The sequence below is a fragment of the Marinobacter sp. Arc7-DN-1 genome (genome assembly GCF_003441595.1).
Taxonomy (GTDB): Bacteria; Pseudomonadota; Gammaproteobacteria; order Pseudomonadales; family Oleiphilaceae; genus Marinobacter; species Marinobacter metalliresistant.
Map to the genome: position 1 here is coordinate 3992861 of NZ_CP031848.1, position 17073 is coordinate 4009933.

The 17073-nt window shown below is 57.6% G+C and carries 13 protein-coding genes and 1 tRNA gene; 12 read left to right on the top strand and 2 right to left on the bottom strand.

Translation table 11 applies throughout. The annotated features are described in order from the left end of the window. Window positions 1–2: 2 nt before the first annotated feature. Window positions 3–878: a MaoC/PaaZ C-terminal domain-containing protein gene (locus D0851_RS18750; RefSeq protein ID WP_117619988.1), complete on the bottom strand. Its 876-nt coding sequence runs from the start codon at window positions 876–878 to the stop codon at window positions 3–5. Window positions 879–1152: 274 nt separating this feature from the next. Between D0851_RS18750 and D0851_RS18755 the strand changes: the two genes are divergently transcribed. Next, a complete protein-coding gene (locus D0851_RS18755) occupies window positions 1153–2184 on the top strand; it encodes an AraC family transcriptional regulator (RefSeq protein ID WP_117619989.1) in 1032 nt (343 codons plus the stop codon). A gap of 138 nt (window positions 2185–2322) precedes the next feature. Then, window positions 2323–2399 (top strand) — tRNA-Asp (locus tag D0851_RS18760). Between the two features lie 227 nt (window positions 2400–2626). On the opposite strand, the gene D0851_RS18765 is transcribed toward D0851_RS18760, so the two are convergent. After that, entirely contained in the window at window positions 2627–3685 is a 1059-nt protein-coding gene (locus tag D0851_RS18765) for an AraC family transcriptional regulator (RefSeq protein ID WP_117619990.1), read from the bottom strand. Window positions 3686–3829: 144 nt separating this feature from the next. Between D0851_RS18765 and D0851_RS18770 the strand changes: the two genes are divergently transcribed. The 10 genes from D0851_RS18770 to D0851_RS18815 all read left to right on the top strand — a co-directional run bounded on the left by D0851_RS18770 (window position 3830) and on the right by D0851_RS18815 (window position 17063). Continuing rightward, the gene (locus D0851_RS18770) at window positions 3830–5899 is read left to right on the top strand and encodes an FAD-dependent oxidoreductase (RefSeq protein WP_117619991.1); all 2070 of its coding nucleotides are present in this window, start codon (window positions 3830–3832) and stop codon (window positions 5897–5899) included. 108 nt (window positions 5900–6007) lie between these two features. Continuing rightward, the gene (locus D0851_RS18775; protein ID WP_117619992.1) at window positions 6008–7255 is read left to right on the top strand and encodes a DNA repair protein; all 1248 of its coding nucleotides are present in this window, start codon (window positions 6008–6010) and stop codon (window positions 7253–7255) included. A gap of 113 nt (window positions 7256–7368) precedes the next feature. After that, window positions 7369–8253, top strand: coding sequence for an NAD(+) kinase (locus D0851_RS18780; protein WP_117619993.1), 885 nt, complete (start codon window positions 7369–7371; stop codon window positions 8251–8253). Between the two features lie 2 nt (window positions 8254–8255). Beyond that, on the top strand, window positions 8256–9269 hold the full coding sequence (locus D0851_RS18785; protein WP_117619994.1) for a metallophosphoesterase: 1014 nt from the start codon (window positions 8256–8258) through the stop codon (window positions 9267–9269). A gap of 46 nt (window positions 9270–9315) precedes the next feature. Next, complete coding sequence (locus tag D0851_RS18790) at window positions 9316–10179, top strand: rhomboid family intramembrane serine protease (RefSeq protein WP_117619995.1); 864 nt, start codon at window positions 9316–9318, stop codon at window positions 10177–10179. Between the two features lie 165 nt (window positions 10180–10344). Next, window positions 10345–10635: a YeaC family protein gene (locus tag D0851_RS18795; protein ID WP_117619996.1), complete on the top strand. Its 291-nt coding sequence runs from the start codon at window positions 10345–10347 to the stop codon at window positions 10633–10635. Then, the gene (locus tag D0851_RS18800) at window positions 10632–11471 is read left to right on the top strand and encodes a DUF2797 domain-containing protein (protein ID WP_117619997.1); all 840 of its coding nucleotides are present in this window, start codon (window positions 10632–10634) and stop codon (window positions 11469–11471) included. Before D0851_RS18795 ends, D0851_RS18800 begins: the two co-directional genes overlap by 4 nt. Before the next feature lie 83 nt (window positions 11472–11554). Next, window positions 11555–14197 carry an aminopeptidase N gene (gene pepN / locus D0851_RS18805; protein ID WP_117619998.1) on the top strand — a complete coding sequence of 881 codons (2643 nt, stop codon included), beginning with the start codon at window positions 11555–11557 and terminating at the stop codon, window positions 14195–14197. A 182-nt stretch (window positions 14198–14379) separates the two neighbouring features. Continuing rightward, window positions 14380–15768, top strand: a complete 1389-nt coding sequence (locus D0851_RS18810; RefSeq protein ID WP_117619999.1) for a DUF1329 domain-containing protein — start codon at window positions 14380–14382, stop codon at window positions 15766–15768. A gap of 146 nt (window positions 15769–15914) precedes the next feature. Next, entirely contained in the window at window positions 15915–17063 is a 1149-nt protein-coding gene (locus D0851_RS18815) for a WD40/YVTN/BNR-like repeat-containing protein (protein WP_227539359.1), read from the top strand. Window positions 17064–17073 lie beyond the last annotated feature (10 nt).

Genomic DNA, 17073 nt, shown 5'->3' on the forward strand with positions numbered 1-17073 from the left:
GGTTAGAGCCAGTCGATGCGTCCACTCAGGTGTGGCGCGTCGCCTTTGGCATTCAGCACCTGGTAGTCCCAGCCTTTGTCCTCCGCTTGCCAGTTCAATTGGGCTGTGCCCGGCAGGAACAGTGGTTTCTTGAACTGACAGCTGACCCTGATGGCGCCCGGTCGCCAACCGTCCTGTTGTTCCAGTAGCGCCAGTGCGTGGGCCTTGGTCCACATGCCGTGGGCGATTGCCTGGCGAAAACCGAAGATCCTGGCGCTCAGGGCGTGCATGTGAATCGGGTTACTGTCCCCGGACACCCGGGCATACTGGCGGCCAATGGTTTCTCCCGCCTTCAGGCTCAGTGTGTTGGGGTAGTGTTCCAGTTCAGGCGGGGCCTTTTGGCCCGATGATTTCCCATTACCTTGTGGTTGTCGGAACAGGGTCGTGCTCGTTTCCTCCCAGACCGGTTTGCCTGCAGAGCGGGCCTGAGTGATCAGATCAAACTCCACCCCACGACTACTCTTTACCGAATTTCCCAGACGTACGCTGATATCCAGAATTTCGCCGGCTCCGATTGGCCGGTGCTGGGTAATGATATTTCTCAGGTGCACCAGGCCGAGTAGCGGCAAGGGAAAGCTCTTCTCGGTCAGCAGTTTCAGATGCAGGGAGAAAGCCAGTACATGGGGCCAGGTGAGCGGTAAGTGGTTGTGCGGAGCGAACCCGCAAACCTTTTGGTAGCGTTTCAGGCTATCGCCGCCGGTGCTGACGCCCAGCAGGCTGGCAGACAATTCCGGGACAGTAATGTCGCCACCGTGCTTTCCTTGCTTTGCCAGCAATGCCTTGCCGTAAAGGGGCAGCAATGATGGTGGTGATTTGTGATAAACGGGAGTCTCTGGCATGGGTCGTTCTCCTTCACCGTCTTCGCCGGTCACGGTCAGTATGGCACTACCATAATGGAAATTTTATCGCGAAGGTCATGGGTATTCTTACAAACTGGTACAACTGTGTGTCTGTGGCCTGATATGCTCTAATATAAGACGATAGTCTAACAGGGGCTGTTTTCAGGCCCCACAAGTCTGGCAAACCCTGCCAGAGCTGGCATTGACCTGGCGTGCTACGGCAATTGTCCGGCCGGTCAAAGTAGTAGCAATCCAATAAAAAAAGCGGGATCTTATGCAGGAACTTCGTGACGCGGGAGTGATGTTACGCCTGATCTATGAGGCGATGAAAAAAAAGGGGTTCGACACCAATGCCATCTTCAGCCGTCTCGGGGTGGATGAGAATTACGTCTATACCGAGCAGCTCCGAACCCCCCACAGTGCCCAGATGTACTTCTGGCAGGCCGTCGAAGACGTCTCCGGCGATCCGGATGTCGGGTTGCACCTGGGGCAATTGTTGCCCGTCTACAAAGGCCAGGTACTGGAATATCTTTTCCTGAGCAGCCCGACTTTCGGCGAAGGGTTGCGGCGGGCGCAGAATTACCAGCGGTTGCTGAGCGATGCCGCCAACACGGATTTCTTTATTGAAGGTGACGACGCCTGCATGGTGCTGGACGCTGCGTCTGATGATGTCCGCAGGCTGCGGCATTTCAACGAATGCTTCGTGCAGGGGCTGATTACCTTTTTCCGCTCCATTACCGACGATAACTTCCATCCCTCACGCATCGAGTTTGAGCACGAGCGGGCCGATGGCCAGGATCATGTGCGGGAGGTGCTCGGCTGTGAGGTCTCCTTCGGTTCTGAAGAGAATCGTCTCTACTTTCCTGCTGCTCTGCTTTCCCACGCGTCGCCTCATGCTGAGCCTGAGCTTCTGGACCTCCATGAGCGTTTCGCCAGCGAGCAGGTGGCCCGGCTCGAAAAGAGAGATATTGTCGGGCAGGTAGAGCGGATTGTGGCGGAGCTTCTGGACAGTGGCGAGGTAACTCTGGATGCGGTGGCTGAGCGTCTGGGCATCAAGCCGCGAACCCTGCGTACCCGCCTGACGGAAGCCGAAACCAGTTTTAACCAGGTGCTGGCTGATTTCCGTTACCGGCTGGCGCGCCAACTGCTGGCAACCACTGACGAATCCATTGATGAGATCGTGTATCTCACCGGCTTCTCGGAGCCGAGTACTTTCTACCGGGCTTTCAAGCGCTGGTCTGGTATGACCCCGATCGAGTACCGCAAAACCGCACAGGGCAGGGGCGCCGTGGTTGATGCGATGTAACGGAGCGCGGCTTCTGAACTTTTTTCAGGAAAAGCGTTGACATAACGGGGTGCCTCTTTATAATGCGCCCTCGTTGTCACCGAGCAGTCACACCCTTGATTGCACCGCCTTCTAAAGGCAGGACGTGATAACTCACGCGGAGCGGTAGTTCAGCTGGTTAGAATACCGGCCTGTCACGCCGGGGGTCGCGGGTTCGAGTCCCGTCCGCTCCGCCATTTTCCCCCTCCTGTTTTTCGTTTTTCCTGCATTAAGTCTTCGCAAGCCAGCATGTTTGTCATTTGCTTGTCATACATCCGCTCTAGTCTGTTTCTGAATCAGGAAACAGGGTAATAGCCATGCGGGACTATGAAGAAGAGCTGATTGAAAGCCAGTTCGAGGAATATGAAGACGACCAGGGCTGGGACGACGCCATTGAGCTCTAACCCACTGAGTTCTAACAGAGTCAGGCGCCCCGGGAATGCCTGATCCGTTTTCGATGCTCTCCAGGGCTCAGGTTGAACCATCGCCGATACGCCTTGTGAAAGGCCGCCGGATTGGCAAACCCGAGAAGCCAGGCAATTTCTGCCAGTGACGTGTCGGTCTCCCGGATATAGTCCCGGGCCAGGCTTTTCCGCGTGTCATCCACCAGTTCCCGGAACCCCGTTCCTTCGGCCGCCAGCTGTCTTTGCAGTGTCCAGGGTGTAATGCCAAGTTTCATGGCAATGGTTTCCAGGCCGGGTGTTTCGCCCCGGAACAGAGGGGTGAGAAGGTTCTTTACCCGGTCTCCGGTTGTCCAGCCCCGCCGGATCTGCTGCATCTCCCGCTCGCAAAGTTCCGACAGTTTTTCGTGCATGGCCGGCTGCGCCTGCAGGCTCGGGCTTTGCCAGATATCCCGGCGGACAGTGAGGCTGTTTGCCGGTGCTCCGAAGTGTACCGGGCAACGGAACCAGCTCTCGAACACTTCATCCAGGCCGATGGCAGGGTATTCAATGGTGACCTTCTCCAGAACCTCATACCGGCCGGTCACGTTACGAAGGAACTGGGTCCAGGCTGCCAGCACTGAATCCACCACAAAATAGTTGAAGCCGTTGTAGGGACGTATCGAGTAAAACTGTACCTGTCGGGTTTCCGGCCTGATGGTCGGGTTGCCGCGGCTGTTCCTGCTGGTCAGCAGGGCGTAACGGATCAGCGTGCTGATGGCCGCGCCAGCGGTGCCGGCAGTTTCCCCGGCAAGCCCGGCGATGCCGGCATCGACAGGCCGTGACAACGCGCCCATACGCAACCCCAGGGCCGGATTGCCGGTTTCACTGATCGCTGCGTGCCCCAGACGCATGAAGCGGGGGATGCTGATGCGTGCGGCGGGCGAGGTCAGTGTCTGCCGGTCAAGCTGGAAATGGGATGCCAGTTCCGTCGTATCCGCACCCTCCGCCGCAGCAGCCCGCATCAGTACGGACACGTAGAGAACGCTGATGTCTCCGAGGGAGTTACGGGATTGCCTGGCGTCTGTCGATTGCGTACTCATTGAAGCCTTTGTCGGACATGTTATCCAAAGATAATAAAATGTTATTCCGGGATATTGTTGATGGCAAGGCACACCGGTAATTTAGGTCTCAATAATGAGCAGGGCTCTGCAAGCCCGCCGATGATCACGATGAGGAGACAGAATATGACTGCAAGTACGACGCCGGGCGTTGCCAAATATCCGAACCTGCTTGAGCCGCTGGACCTTGGGTTCACCAAGCTGCGCAACCGTACGCTGATGGGCTCCATGCACACCGGCCTTGAGGAGGCCAGGAACGGATTTGAGCGTCTGGCGGCGTTTTACGCAGAGCGCGCCCGTGGCGGTGCCGGCCTGATTGTCACCGGGGGTATCGCGCCCAGCGTCGAAGGCGGGGTATTCCAGCATGCGGCCAAGATGACCACCGAAGAAGAGTCAGACAAGCATCGGATCATCACCGACGCGGTGCACGGCGCAGACGGCAAGATCTGTATGCAGATTCTTCATGCTGGCCGTTACGCCTATTCTCCTGAGCTGGTCGCACCTTCCGCCATTCAGGCACCGATTAACCCGTTTAAGCCGAGAGAGCTGGACGAGGAAGGGATTGAGAAGCAGATTCAGGACTATGCAGATTGTGCTGCCCTGGCCCAGAGAGCCGGATATGATGGCGTTGAGGTAATGGGTTCGGAAGGCTATTTCATCAACCAGTTCATTGTTTCCCATACCAACCATCGGACCGACCGTTGGGGTGGCAGCTACGAGAATCGTATCCGCCTGCCGATTGGCATTGTGCGCAGGGTTCGTGAGCGGGTGGGTGAGAACTTTATCCTGATTTACCGTCTCTCCATGTTGGATCTCATTGAAGATGGCAGCACCTGGGAAGAGGTGGTGTACCTGGCGAAAGAAATTGAAAAGGCCGGCGCGACCATCATCAATACCGGTATCGGCTGGCATGAGGCCCGTGTGCCCACCATCGCCACGTCGGTTCCCCGCGGTGCCTTTACCAAGGTGACTGCGCGCCTGAAGGGTGAGGTGAGTATTCCGCTGGTAACCACCAACCGGATCAACATGCCGGATGTTGCCGAAAAGATTCTGGCCGAAGGAGATGCCGATATGGTGTCCATGGCCCGTCCTTTCCTCGCGGACGCTGACTTGGTCCTGAAAGCCGCGGAAGACCGGGCCGATGAGATCAACACCTGCATTGGCTGCAATCAGGCGTGTCTTGACCACACCTTCAGCGGCAAGCTGACTTCTTGCCTGGTAAATCCCCGGGCCTGCCACGAGACCGAGCTGACCTACGTGAAAACGTCTGCGCCGAAATCCATTGCGGTGGTCGGTGCGGGTCCTGCGGGCCTGGCGTTTGCCTCTGTGGCCGCGGAGCGGGGCCACAAAGTAACCCTGTTTGACGCCGGCAGCGAAATTGGTGGCCAGTTCAACGTGGCCAAGCTGATTCCGGGCAAGGAAGAGTTTTTTGAAACCCTTCGCTACTACCGGGTCATGCTGGACAAGTATCAGGTGGATGTGCGGCTGAATACCCGGGTCAGCGCCGATGATCTCAAGGCCGGCGGCTTTGACGAGGTGATTCTGGCTGCCGGCGTCAAGCCGCGGACCCCGGACATTGAGGGAATTGATCACCCGAAGGTGATTGGCTATCTGGATGCTCTTCTGGAGCGCAAACCGGTTGGCCAGAGAGTGGCGGTTATCGGCGCCGGTGGCATCGGCTTTGATGTCTCCGAGTTTATCGTTCACAAGGGGACCTCTGCGGCGCTGGATACCGAACTCTTCATGCGTGAGTGGGGTGTCGATCTGAGCGTTGAGCATCGCGGCGGCATCCAGGGCGTTACACCAGAGGTTCCCGAACCTGCCCGCGAGGTTTACCTGCTCCAGCGTAAGACCTCCAAGGTAGGCAAAAACCTCGGCAAGACCACGGGCTGGATTCACCGTACCTCTCTCAAGAATCGAGAGGTTCAGATGGTCCCCGGGGTAACCTACCGCAAGATTGATGACGAAGGGCTTCATATCACGGTTACGCCGAAAGGGGCAGAGCACGGTGAGGATCGGGTGTTGCCCGTGGATACGATCATCGTGTGTGCAGGGCAGGAGCCGTTGCGTGAACTGCAGGCGGATCTGGAGGCTGCCGGGCTGCCGGTTCATCTGATCGGTGGTTCGGATGTCGCGGCGGAGCTGGATGCCAAGCGGGCCATCAATCAGGGAAGTCGCCTGGCTGCGGAGCTGTAAGCGCAAACACGATCACAAAATGTTGCAGTTTTTCCCTGTGCAGCAAGGATTGTCTGGCTAGACTATTACGTTTGAGTCAGTCCAATCTTTGAATCATGGGAGTCAGCAATGGAGTCTGCCGGCCAGGCAGCCGAGGGTTATTCGGCGGTATTTTTCATGGAGGGCAGCCAGGTGGCGCGCGAGATGCGTGCCAGCGAATTCGGCGCCTTCCTGGACGGCTATGTGGGCCTGTCTGATCTCGCCGAAACCGAAGTCAGGGCTGTTCTGGTCGAGCTGAGCGATGATCTTCTTGTGCAGGCTCTGGTGTTTTTCCGGATCTGGTTTGATGAGGAGGGCCGGGCAGACAGCCACTGGAACGTGCCTATTGAGGCGCTGGCAGGGCGTGGTGCCAAGGGGCCCGACATGGGTGGTGGCGCTATCCGCCTTGTTTGCCGTAGCCAGTGCCCTGATCCCCAGTACAAGGAAGACCTGTGGGACCCGGATATGACGCCGGGGAACAACCACTTTCAGGCGATTCGCAAAGCGGTTGAGGTGAATAACCTCAAATTCCGCAAGATTGAACCGGTTCAGGAAGAAAACATTCCGGTTCTAAGTGCCCAGGCCGAGGATTCGGCCGATCCGGAAGAGTCCGCGGCTGCCGCGAATCGCTCCCGCCTGGCACAGCTTATCCGGGAACAGCGCCTGCGGATCAAGACACTGCAAAGCGTTCACCGGGATTCCCTGTCGGATATCCAGCGGGAGCATCGGCTGGAAATGCAGGGCCTGCGCAGTGAAATGGCAAATCTTGAGCAGAAATACGAGCGCCAGCGCCTTAGCAATGAGCAGCTCAAGAAGCGCCTGTCGGAACGTAATGAGCAATACCTGACCATGCAGGAACAGATGGTCTTCAGCGGTGAGGGCAAGCAGCAGGACGATGCCAGCGTGGATGCAGAGCTGGTGCTGCTGCGGGAGCAACTTGAGCGCCGGCAGCGGGAGCTGGAGCTCCGGAACGACATGATTGTAGCCCTTGAGCAGGAAATTCATGAGCTTCGGCACCGGGAGCCCGCCGAAAATTCCATCCTCGATCACCTTAAACGCCAGTCCGTTTTCCTGGTGGCTTATCAGCCCGGCGTTGGCCATGTGACGCTGCCCTTCAAAGACATCGAAACCTACTTCAATAACCCCACCGCCTACGCGGCAGAACGCTGCGGCATGAATGAGCCTGCCTACCGGGAGTGGCTGGAGCATTACGAAAACCCAGTCTGCAAGCACGAGGGCAAAGGTGGCAAGTTCTGTGAAGAGCCCATCCTTCGGATAAGCCAGCCGGCGGAGTTCCGTCCGGGGATTGATGACCGCTGCGAGAAACACCGGGACTGAGTGTGGGAAGTTTTTTCAGTATCGGGGTGACTTTCGTTAAACTGTACGCCAGATTGTCATGGGGGTAACGGATTCGTCTGGCCCCGCCGCATCCCGACACCACAGGAAACTTCATGGATCAGTTCAGGAACATTGGTGTGATTGGCCGGATGGGCAGCGTTAAAGTGGTTGAATCACTGCGCCAGCTCAAACAGTATCTGATCGCCAACAACTACCACGTCATTCTCGAGGAAGATACCGCGAGTATGCTGCCTGGCCACGGCCTGCAGGTGGCGAGCAAAAAGCTGCTGGGCGAAATCTGTGATCTGGTGATCGTGGTTGGCGGCGACGGCAGTTTGCTGGGGGCCGCCCGGGAACTGGCAAAATCCAAGATTCCCCTGCTTGGGGTAAACCGTGGCCGGCTGGGCTTTCTGACCGATATTTCTCCGTCTGACCTGGAGGAGCGTCTTGGCAAGGTGCTGCAGGGCGAATACATGGAAGAAACCCGGTTTCTTCTGGATGGCAATGTGGAGCGAAACGGTCAGCCCCTTGGCTTTGGTACTGCACTGAATGATGTGGTGCTGCACCCGGGTAAATCCACCCGGATGATCGGTTTTGACCTGTTCATTGATGGTCACTTTGTCTACAGCCAGCGCTCGGACGGCCTGATCGTTTCCACGCCCACGGGATCGACGGCGTACTCACTGTCGGCAGGCGGGCCGATCATGCATCCCAAGCTGGACGCCATTGTTCTGGTGCCGATGTTTCCCCACACTCTCAGCAGCCGGCCGATCGTGGTCGACGGCAAGAGTGAAATCAAGTTGGTGATCGGTGAGACCAACGAAACCTATCCGCAAATCAGTTTCGACGGGCAGATGAACATCGCCTGTGCGCCGGGCGATATCATCCGCATCACCAAAAAGCCGTTCAAGATCCGGTTGATTCATCCCACCGACCACAATTTCTACGCCACCTGCCGTGACAAGCTTGGCTGGGCTAGCGAAATATCAGCGAGTTGATCATGGCTGGAAACAGACAAACCGCAAGCCGCGGTTATGACATCATTGGCGATGTACACGGCTGTGCGAACACGCTCGCCAGGCTTCTGGATCAGATGGGTTATCGCAAGGTCAACGGTGTGTACCGGCACCCGCGCCGGCAGGCCATTTTCATTGGCGATATCATTGATCGGGGCCCCCGTATCCGGGAAGCGCTGCACCTTGTCAGAGACATGGTGGAGCGCGGCTCGGCCCGGATTGTTATGGGTAACCACGAATACAACGCTCTGGGCTACTGTACCCGAGCCCGTCCGGGCAGTGGCAAGAAGTGGTTGCGAGAGCACAACGCCCGTCATGACCGGTTGATCAAGGAGACACTTGATCAGTTTGAAGCCTACCCCCACGAGTGGAATGAGTTTCTTGAGTGGTTTTACACTATTCCCCTGTTCATTGAGGACGAGAGTTTTCGTGCGGTTCATGCCTGTTGGGATGGCGACCTGATCGAGAAATTCAAGCGGGTGCAGGGAGGTGCCTGTATTGATGAGGATTTCCTGCACGCCTCGGCGGCCATTGAATCTTTCGCCGGGCAGGTGATGGATACCCTTCTCCGTGGCACGGATCTACGGCTGCCCGAGGGCATGTCAATTACCGGAAAGGACGGCTATGTCCGCGAGTTTTTCCGCACCAAGTTCTGGGCGGACGATCCCCACACGTATGCCGATGTTGTGTTCCAGCCGGACCCACTGCCGCCGGAAGTGGCGCGCCGTGTGTTAACGGAGAACGAGCGAAAGCAGTTGATCAGCTATCCCCTGGGCGCACCGCCGGTCTTCGTCGGGCATTACTGGATGGAGGGTGAGCCAGCCCCGCTCAAGTCCAACGTTGCCTGTATTGATTTCAGCGCCGTGAAGTACGGTCGGCTGGTGGCCTACCGGATGGACGGAGAGCGGGCACTTTCCCGGGACAAGTTTGTCTGGGTAGAGGTGGAACGGCCGGAGCAGCCGGATTATCCCACCAGTGAAGACAGTGTTGCACGCTAGTCCGTATAGAACGGCCCAACCATTTTTGGAGGCGGAGTAAAAAACGGTGTACCGAGTCAAACAGGTGGATACCACGGTGAATCTGGCCGGCTTCAGCCGCTGGCTGAACGGGCAGGGTGTTACTCACCGGATTGCCGAGGAGGGTGGTTTTCAGGTGATCTGGCTGGAGGATCCGGCCCACGCTGAGCCGGTGCTTGCAGCCCTTGAGCGCTTCATGGCGGAACCGGAGCTCCGGGATGCGGTTGATCGCCAGAACCGGTCGCCGGTTTTTGTTGGCGGGCGCTGGCAGCCTTCGCCTCGCCATGCGCCATTGGTTCTGGGCATCATCGGCTTTGCAGTGATTATGGTCTGGCTCACAGCCATGGGGCAGAATGAACTCGCTGCCACACTGATGATGATTGACCCGCGTGATTATGACTGGAGCACCATGGCCGGTCGTATTGATGCCTTGTCGGCGACTCTCGCCAGTGGCCAGGTGTGGCGTCTGCTGACTCCGGATTTTCTGCACTTCAGCTGGACCCATATAATTTTCAACTCGGTCATGCTCTGGTTCCTGGGCAGTCAGATTGAATGGTTTGACGGGCGGGGACGGCTGGTCACTCTTTTCCTGGTGACCAGCCTGGTCTCCAACGGGTTGCAGTACTTTGTTTCCGGGCCCCTTTTTGGCGGGCTGTCCGGCTTTGTCTACGGTATTCTGGGTTATTGCTGGCTGAGCCAGCGGTCTGCGCCAAGGTTCCAGTTTCCGCCGGCATTGGTAACCTTTGCCGTGGTGTGGATGGTGATCGGTTTTACCGCGCTTCCTGAAATGCTCGGTCTCGGGCGTATGGCAAATGAAGCCCATCTGGGAGGATTTGTCGCGGGATTGGCCCTTGCGGTGATTTTGCCCGTAAGAGCCAGACGCGGAGTATAAAAAAAGCCCCACCAGAGGTGGGGCGTGAAAAGAGCTGTAAGCTCCTGATGAGAGAGACCAAATGATACGACCGTCGTCATTTGGTGAGTTAATGATAATCATTATCGTTTGATTCTGTCAAACGATTCCGCCACTTTTTTATGAACGTTTTTTCAGGAGAGCGGGATGACTTACGAAGAACTGATTGATCGGCTGGATCCCAATGTGTACCGGAGTCTCCGGCAGTCCATTGAGCTCGGGAAATGGCCCGACGGCCGCAAGCTGACTCCCGGGCAGCGGGAAATCAGCCTGGAGGCAGTCATCTATTACGAAAACCTGCACAACATTCCCGAAGAGGAGCGTGTGGGTTACCTCGACAGAGGCAGCAAGGCGGGAACCGCCTGCGATCCCTCCATAACGCGCAATCTGAGTGACGGCGACGCAGATCCGGGCCAGTTTGTTGAGGTCAAGTCTTGAGTAAAACCATTGATGTAACCGGTCGGCTTCGGAAAATGCCGGCAGAGGCGGGAGATCCGGTGGCCTACACCATTGCCGTCGGCGATACCCGTATACCCCTGAACGAGCTGATTGGCAGGCCGTTGCGGTTTGATTTCGACGGCATCATTCGTTGTATCCACTGCGACCGAACCACCAAAAAGAGTTTCAACCAGGGGTTTTGCTACCCCTGTTTTCGCAAGCTGGCAGCCTGTGACAGTTGCATCATGAGCCCGGAAAAGTGCCATTATCATCTGGGAACCTGTCGTGAGCCGGAGTGGGGCGAGACCCACTGTATGGTGGAGCACGTGGTTTACCTCGCGAATTCATCCGGTCTCAAGGTGGGTATCACCCGGGCCTCCCAGGTGCCGACCCGCTGGATTGACCAGGGCGCGGTAGATGCCATTCCCATGGTGCGGGTTGCGACCCGATACATCGCCGGGTTGGTGGAAGTTGCCTGCAAGGCCCACGTTGCCGACCGAACCAACTGGCGGGCGATGCTCAAGGGCGACGTACCGGAGCTGGACCTGGCCGAAGAGCGCTGGAGAATTCTGGGGCTGATTGCCGGGGATCTTGAAGCACTGAGAGAAACTCACGGCCAGGAGTCTATCCGTGAGGTGGATGAGCAGGGGCTCGGCCTCAGTTATCCCGTTGAGGTCTGGCCAGAGAAGATCAAAACCCATAACCTCGACAAAACGCCGGAAGTTGAAGGCGTCCTTGAAGGCATCAAGGGGCAGTACCTTATTCTTGATACCGGTGTAATGAACATCAGGAAGTTCACCGGTTATGAAGTCCGTTTCCGGGTTGCGGAGCGCTGAACCGCTCCCCACCCGGCCATTCCGTTCATGCCTCCGGACCCTGATTTTTGGTCCATGCAGGCAGCGAATTCTGGAGAAAACCAATGCGTACCAGCCAGCCACAAACCATTTACCTGAGCGATTACAAGGTGCCCGCGTATCTGGTCGATACCGTGGAACTGACCTTCGAGCTTTTTGAAGATGGTGCCCGGGTACACAGCACGCTTGAACTTCGTCGGAATCCTGAGTCCGCCGAGGCATCGGCACCCCTGGAGCTTGACGGTGACAGCCTGAAGCTGGAGTCCGTTGCCCTGGATGGCGCCAAACTGGCGGCGAGCGATTACGAGGACCGGGGCGATCAGCTGGTCATCCGGTCTGTACCGGACCGGTTCCGTCTGACCACCGTAACCTGGATCGAGCCCCAGAATAACACCCGGCTCGAAGGTCTCTACAAATCCTCGGGCATGTTCTGTACCCAGTGTGAGGCCGAGGGATTCCGCTGTATTACCTACTTCCCGGACCGTCCCGACGTTATGGCACGCTTCCGCACCCGCATTGAGGCCAGCAAGGAGGCGTATCCGATCCTGTTGTCCAATGGTAACGATGTCGAGAAGGGCGAGCTGGAAAACGGGCGCCACTTCGTGACCTGGGAAGATCCGTTCCCCAAACCCTGTTATCTCTTTGCCCTGGTAGCCGGGGATCTTGTGGAGAAGCGTGACAGCTTTACCACCTGCTCCGGCCGTGACATTGATCTGCGTATGTATGTGGAGCCCCGGAACGCCAGGAAATGTGATCACGCCATGGATTCCCTGAAACGGTCCATGCGCTGGGATGAGGAGGTCTACGGTCGGGAATACGATCTGGATATTTTCATGATCGTGGCGGTGGACGACTTCAACATGGGCGCCATGGAAAACAAGGGCCTCAATATCTTCAACTCCTCATGCGTGCTGGCCAGCCAGGAAACGGCAACGGACATAGCGTTTCAGCGCATCGAGGCCATCGTCGCCCACGAATACTTCCACAACTGGTCCGGGAACCGGGTCACCTGCCGTGACTGGTTCCAGCTGAGCCTGAAAGAAGGCTTCACCGTATTCCGGGATTCCCAGTTTTCAGCAGATATGGGCTCGCCCACCGTCAAGCGGATTGAAGATGTCACCCTGTTGCGCACCGCCCAGTTTGCCGAAGACAGCGGCCCGATGGCGCACCCGGTTCGGCCAGCTTCCTATATGGAAATTACCAACTTCTACACCCTGACCGTTTACGAGAAAGGGGAGGAAGTGGTGCGCATGATCCATACCCTGCTGGGACCGGACATGTTCCGCAAGGGCAGTGATCTGTACTTTGAGCGCCATGACGGCCAGGCGGTCACCACCGACGATTTCGTAAAAGCCATGGAGGATGCTTCGGGCCGTGATCTGAGCCAGTTCCGGTTGTGGTACGAGCAGGCGGGAACGCCGGTGCTGACCGTTTCCGATGAATTCGACGCCGGCCCGGGCATTTATCGACTGACGATTGAGCAGAACATTCCGGATACACCGGGCCAGACCAATAAAAAGCCCCAGCACATTCCATTTTCTTTGGGACTTCTGGGGCAGGATGGTCAGCCACTGCCCTTGCAGCTGGAGGCGGATGCGTCTGAAGCGCCCACAGAGCGCGTGCTTGAGCTTACCGAAGCCGTCCATACCTTTGACTTCCATGGCGTTGAGGCGAAGCCGGTTCCCTCTCTGCTGCGGCACTTCTCGGCGCCGGTCCGGGTTCGCTATCCGTGGACCCGCGAGCAGTTACTGTTCCTGATGAGTCACGATCCGGACGGATTCAACCGCTGGGATGCCGGCCAGAGGCTGGCGGTGGACGTGATTCAGTCCCTGGTGGGTGCCGCGGATGGCTCGGAAGTGGAGCCAAGGCTGGTTGAGGCTTACCGGAAACTGGTTTCCGATACGGATCTTGATCAGGCACTGGTGGCAAAAATGCTTCAGCTGCCGTCCGAGGCGTATCTGATTGAGTTGGCGGAAAATGCCGATGTTCCCGCGATTCACCAGGCCCGCGAAACAGTGCTTAAATGCCTGGCTCACGCCCTGAGGAACGAGCTACTGGCGTGTTACCAGCGTAATCTCGAAACCGGTGCCTATGAGGTGACTCCAGAGGCCATTGCCCGTCGCAGCCTGCGTAATACCGCGCTCGCCTGGCTGCTGGTGATCAATGATGAGAAAGGCCGCACTCTGGCGGTGAGCCAGCTGAACCAAGCCGACAATATGACAGACCGGATGGGTGCCCTGCAGGCGCTGGTCAACTCCGACTATGAAGATGACCGGCGTCAGGCCCTGGACGAGTTTTACAACAGCTTCCGGGACGATCCGCAGGTTGTTGAACAGTGGTTCTCCGTACAGGCGGCCAGCGACCGGGCCGGGCAGCTGCCGGATATCAGGAAGTTGCTGGAGCATCCGGCCTTTGACTGGAAGAATCCGAACAAGATTCGTTCAGTGGTAGGTGCATTCGCCGGGCAGAACCTGGCGGCTTTCCACAATCCGGACGGTTCCGGTTATGACTTCCTGGCAGATCAGGTTTGCCGGCTGGATGACAGCAATCCGCAGATCGCGGCGCGCCTGGTGACGCCGCTGACCCGGTGGCAAAAGTTTGCGCCGGCCTACAGCGGGCCGATGAAGTCCGCGCTGGAACGTATCCGCGACAAAGACGGCCTGTCCCGGGATGTCTATGAGGTGGTGCACAAGAGCCTTGCCGGTTGAATCCGAAGGTGGTTCAGGTAGCCGGCTGTGACCGGGAGCTTTGTCACAGCCGGATACAAAATCGCACTTTCGGTCGATAGACTTTAAGGCGTGATCCGTTAATCTGGCTGAAGGTCTGAAATTCCATCAGATGACAATAAAATGCCTCTTCAGAGGCTTCCAGACGCACTTAAGGTTTTACAATGAGTTACAACAAAAATGCGATTCTCGGCGGTCTGCTGGTTCTTTCCGTGGCATCGTCGCCTGCCTGGTCGGCGGTTTCCGCCAGTGAAGCGGCCCGTCTGGGCCAGGACCTGACCCCTTTTGGCTCCCCCAAGGCCGGTAACAGTGCCGGTACTATTCCGGCCTGGACCGGGGGGCTGACAGAACCACCTCCCGGGTATGAGGGCAGCGGGCAACACCACATAAATCCGTTTCCGGACGATGACGTCCTTTTCACCATCACGCCTGCCAATATGGATCAGTACGGGGACTATCTGACGGATGGTGTGAAAGCGTTGCTGGAAACCTATCCGACCACTTTCCGTGTGCCGGTGTACCAGTCCCGTCGAACCCATGCAGTTCCCGACTGGGTGGCGGAGAACACCCGCGAGAACGCGGTGAATGCGGAAATCGTCGGCCAGGGTGAGGGCCTCGAAGGCGCGTTCGGGGGCTACCCCTTTCCCATACTGCATGGCGACAACGAGCAGAAAGCCTGGCAGGCAATCTGGAACCATCTGACCCGTTGGCGCGGTGTATCGCTTACCCGTCGTTCCAGTGAGGTGGCTGTCCAGACCAATGGTGACTACACCCTGGTCACTTCGCAGCAGGAAGCGTTTTTCAACTTCTACAACCCCGAAGGTGGTGAAGAAGATCTCGATAACGTAATTTTTTACTACCTGTCGTTCACCCAGTCTCCCCCCCGCCTTGCCGGTGGTGCCATTCTCGTCCACGAGACTCTGAACCAGATCATCAGTCCGCGGAACGGATGGGGTTACAACGCGGGCCAGCGCCGTGTGCGCCGGGCGCCGAACCTGGGATATGATTCGCCGATCGCGGCCGCGGACAACCTGCGCACCGCCGACGACACGGATATCTTTAACGGTGCCCTGGACCGGTACAACTGGCGTTACGAGGGCAAGCGGGAAATCTATATCCCCTATAATAATTACCGGATCGGCGAGAAGGGTACGCCTTACGAGGAGATCCTGGGGGTTTCCCACCTGAATCCCGATCTTACCCGCTGGGAGTTGCACCGGGTCCATGTGGTTGAAGCCACGCTGAAGGAGGGCGAGCGCCACATCTACGGCAAGCGCCGCTTCTATATTGATGAGGACAGCTGGAACACCGTTCTGCTGGACCAGTACGACGGCCGTGGCGAACTCTGGCGGGTGACCATGGGTCTGCCGAAAAATTATTACGAACTTCCGGGTGTGTGGACAGTGCTGGACGTCTATCATGACCTTCAGGCCCGGCGTTATCACGTGCTTGGCCTTGATACCGAAGAGGCCAATACCCGGGTGTTCACCAACGAGGTTCCGAACAAGCGTTACTTCTCTCCCGCGTCCCTGCGTCGCAGGAGCGTTCGATAAGGCTTGGGTGATCAAGGGATGCGTCCCCGCCCATAGGAAGTGGCGACCCGACATACCGGCCACCATGAGGTGGCCGGTATGTTCACAGTTATTCCCGGCTTGGCCGGTCAGAGATACAGTTCAATACAACACAATAGGCAATCTGAATGGCTAATAGGTTGATGTGCAAGACGCTGGGAGCGGCCTGTCTCGGACTTTCCATGGCGTGGTCCGCCCCTGCGGCGTTTGCGCTTGCAGATATCATCGAAACCCCGGCCCGGCCAACCGATCTGGCCCCGGAGAATCTTCTGAACGATGCGACCCGGACCGGAGATCGTATCGTGGCCGTAGGAGAGCGAGGCCATATCATTTATTCGGATGATGAAGGGGAGACCTGGGTTCAGGGTGAAGTTCCTGTCTCGGTCACCCTGACCGGAATCGATTTCGGTTCAGAAACTCATGGCTGGGCGGTAGGGCACAGTGGTGTGGTTCTGCATACCGAGGATGCCGGTGCCACCTGGAGCCTTCAGCTTGACGGTATCAGAGCAGCGGCACTGGCCATCGAGAGCAGGGAAGAGCAGATTGCAGCGATGGAGGAGCGCATTGAAGGGGCTCCCGAATCTGAAAAAAGTGACCTGGAGTGGGCACTTGACGACCTCTACTTTGCCCTGGAAAACCTGCAGGCTGATCTGGATGTCGGGCCGGTAAACCCACTGCTGGATGTCTGGTTCGAGAACGAGAACCGCGGTTTTGTTGTGGGTGCCTACGGAATGTTCCTGCGAACAACGGATGGCGGTGAAACCTGGAAGGACTGGGCACCCCGGATCGAAAACCGGCAGAATTTTCACCTCAATGGCATTACCCGGGTCACCGGTGGCGCTTTGGTAGTGGTTGGTGAGGCTGGGCAGATCCATGTCTCGGTGGATGGCGGCGAGACGTTCGAGCGCCGCGAGTCTCCTTACGAAGGCTCCCTGTTTGGGGTGATCGGTACCGGCCAGGTGAACGAAGTCCTGGCGTTTGGCCTGAGAGGCAACATGCTGTTCTCAACGGATCTTGGCAAGAGCTGGCGCATGATTCCCAATTCGGCTGGCGCAACTCTCAACGACGGCGCCGTTGCTAAAGACGGCCGGATTACTCTGGTGGGTAACGGTGGCGCCGTCCTTCTCAGTACCGACAGAGCAGAAACCTTCCGGGAGAATTTCCGTAGTGATCGGGATGGGGTCATGAGCGTGGTGCCCATTTCAGGGACAGATCTGCTGCTTGTCGGCGAAGGTGGCGTAAAAATTACAGACGCCCGTGGAAAGAACCTTCAATAACGCCCTGATG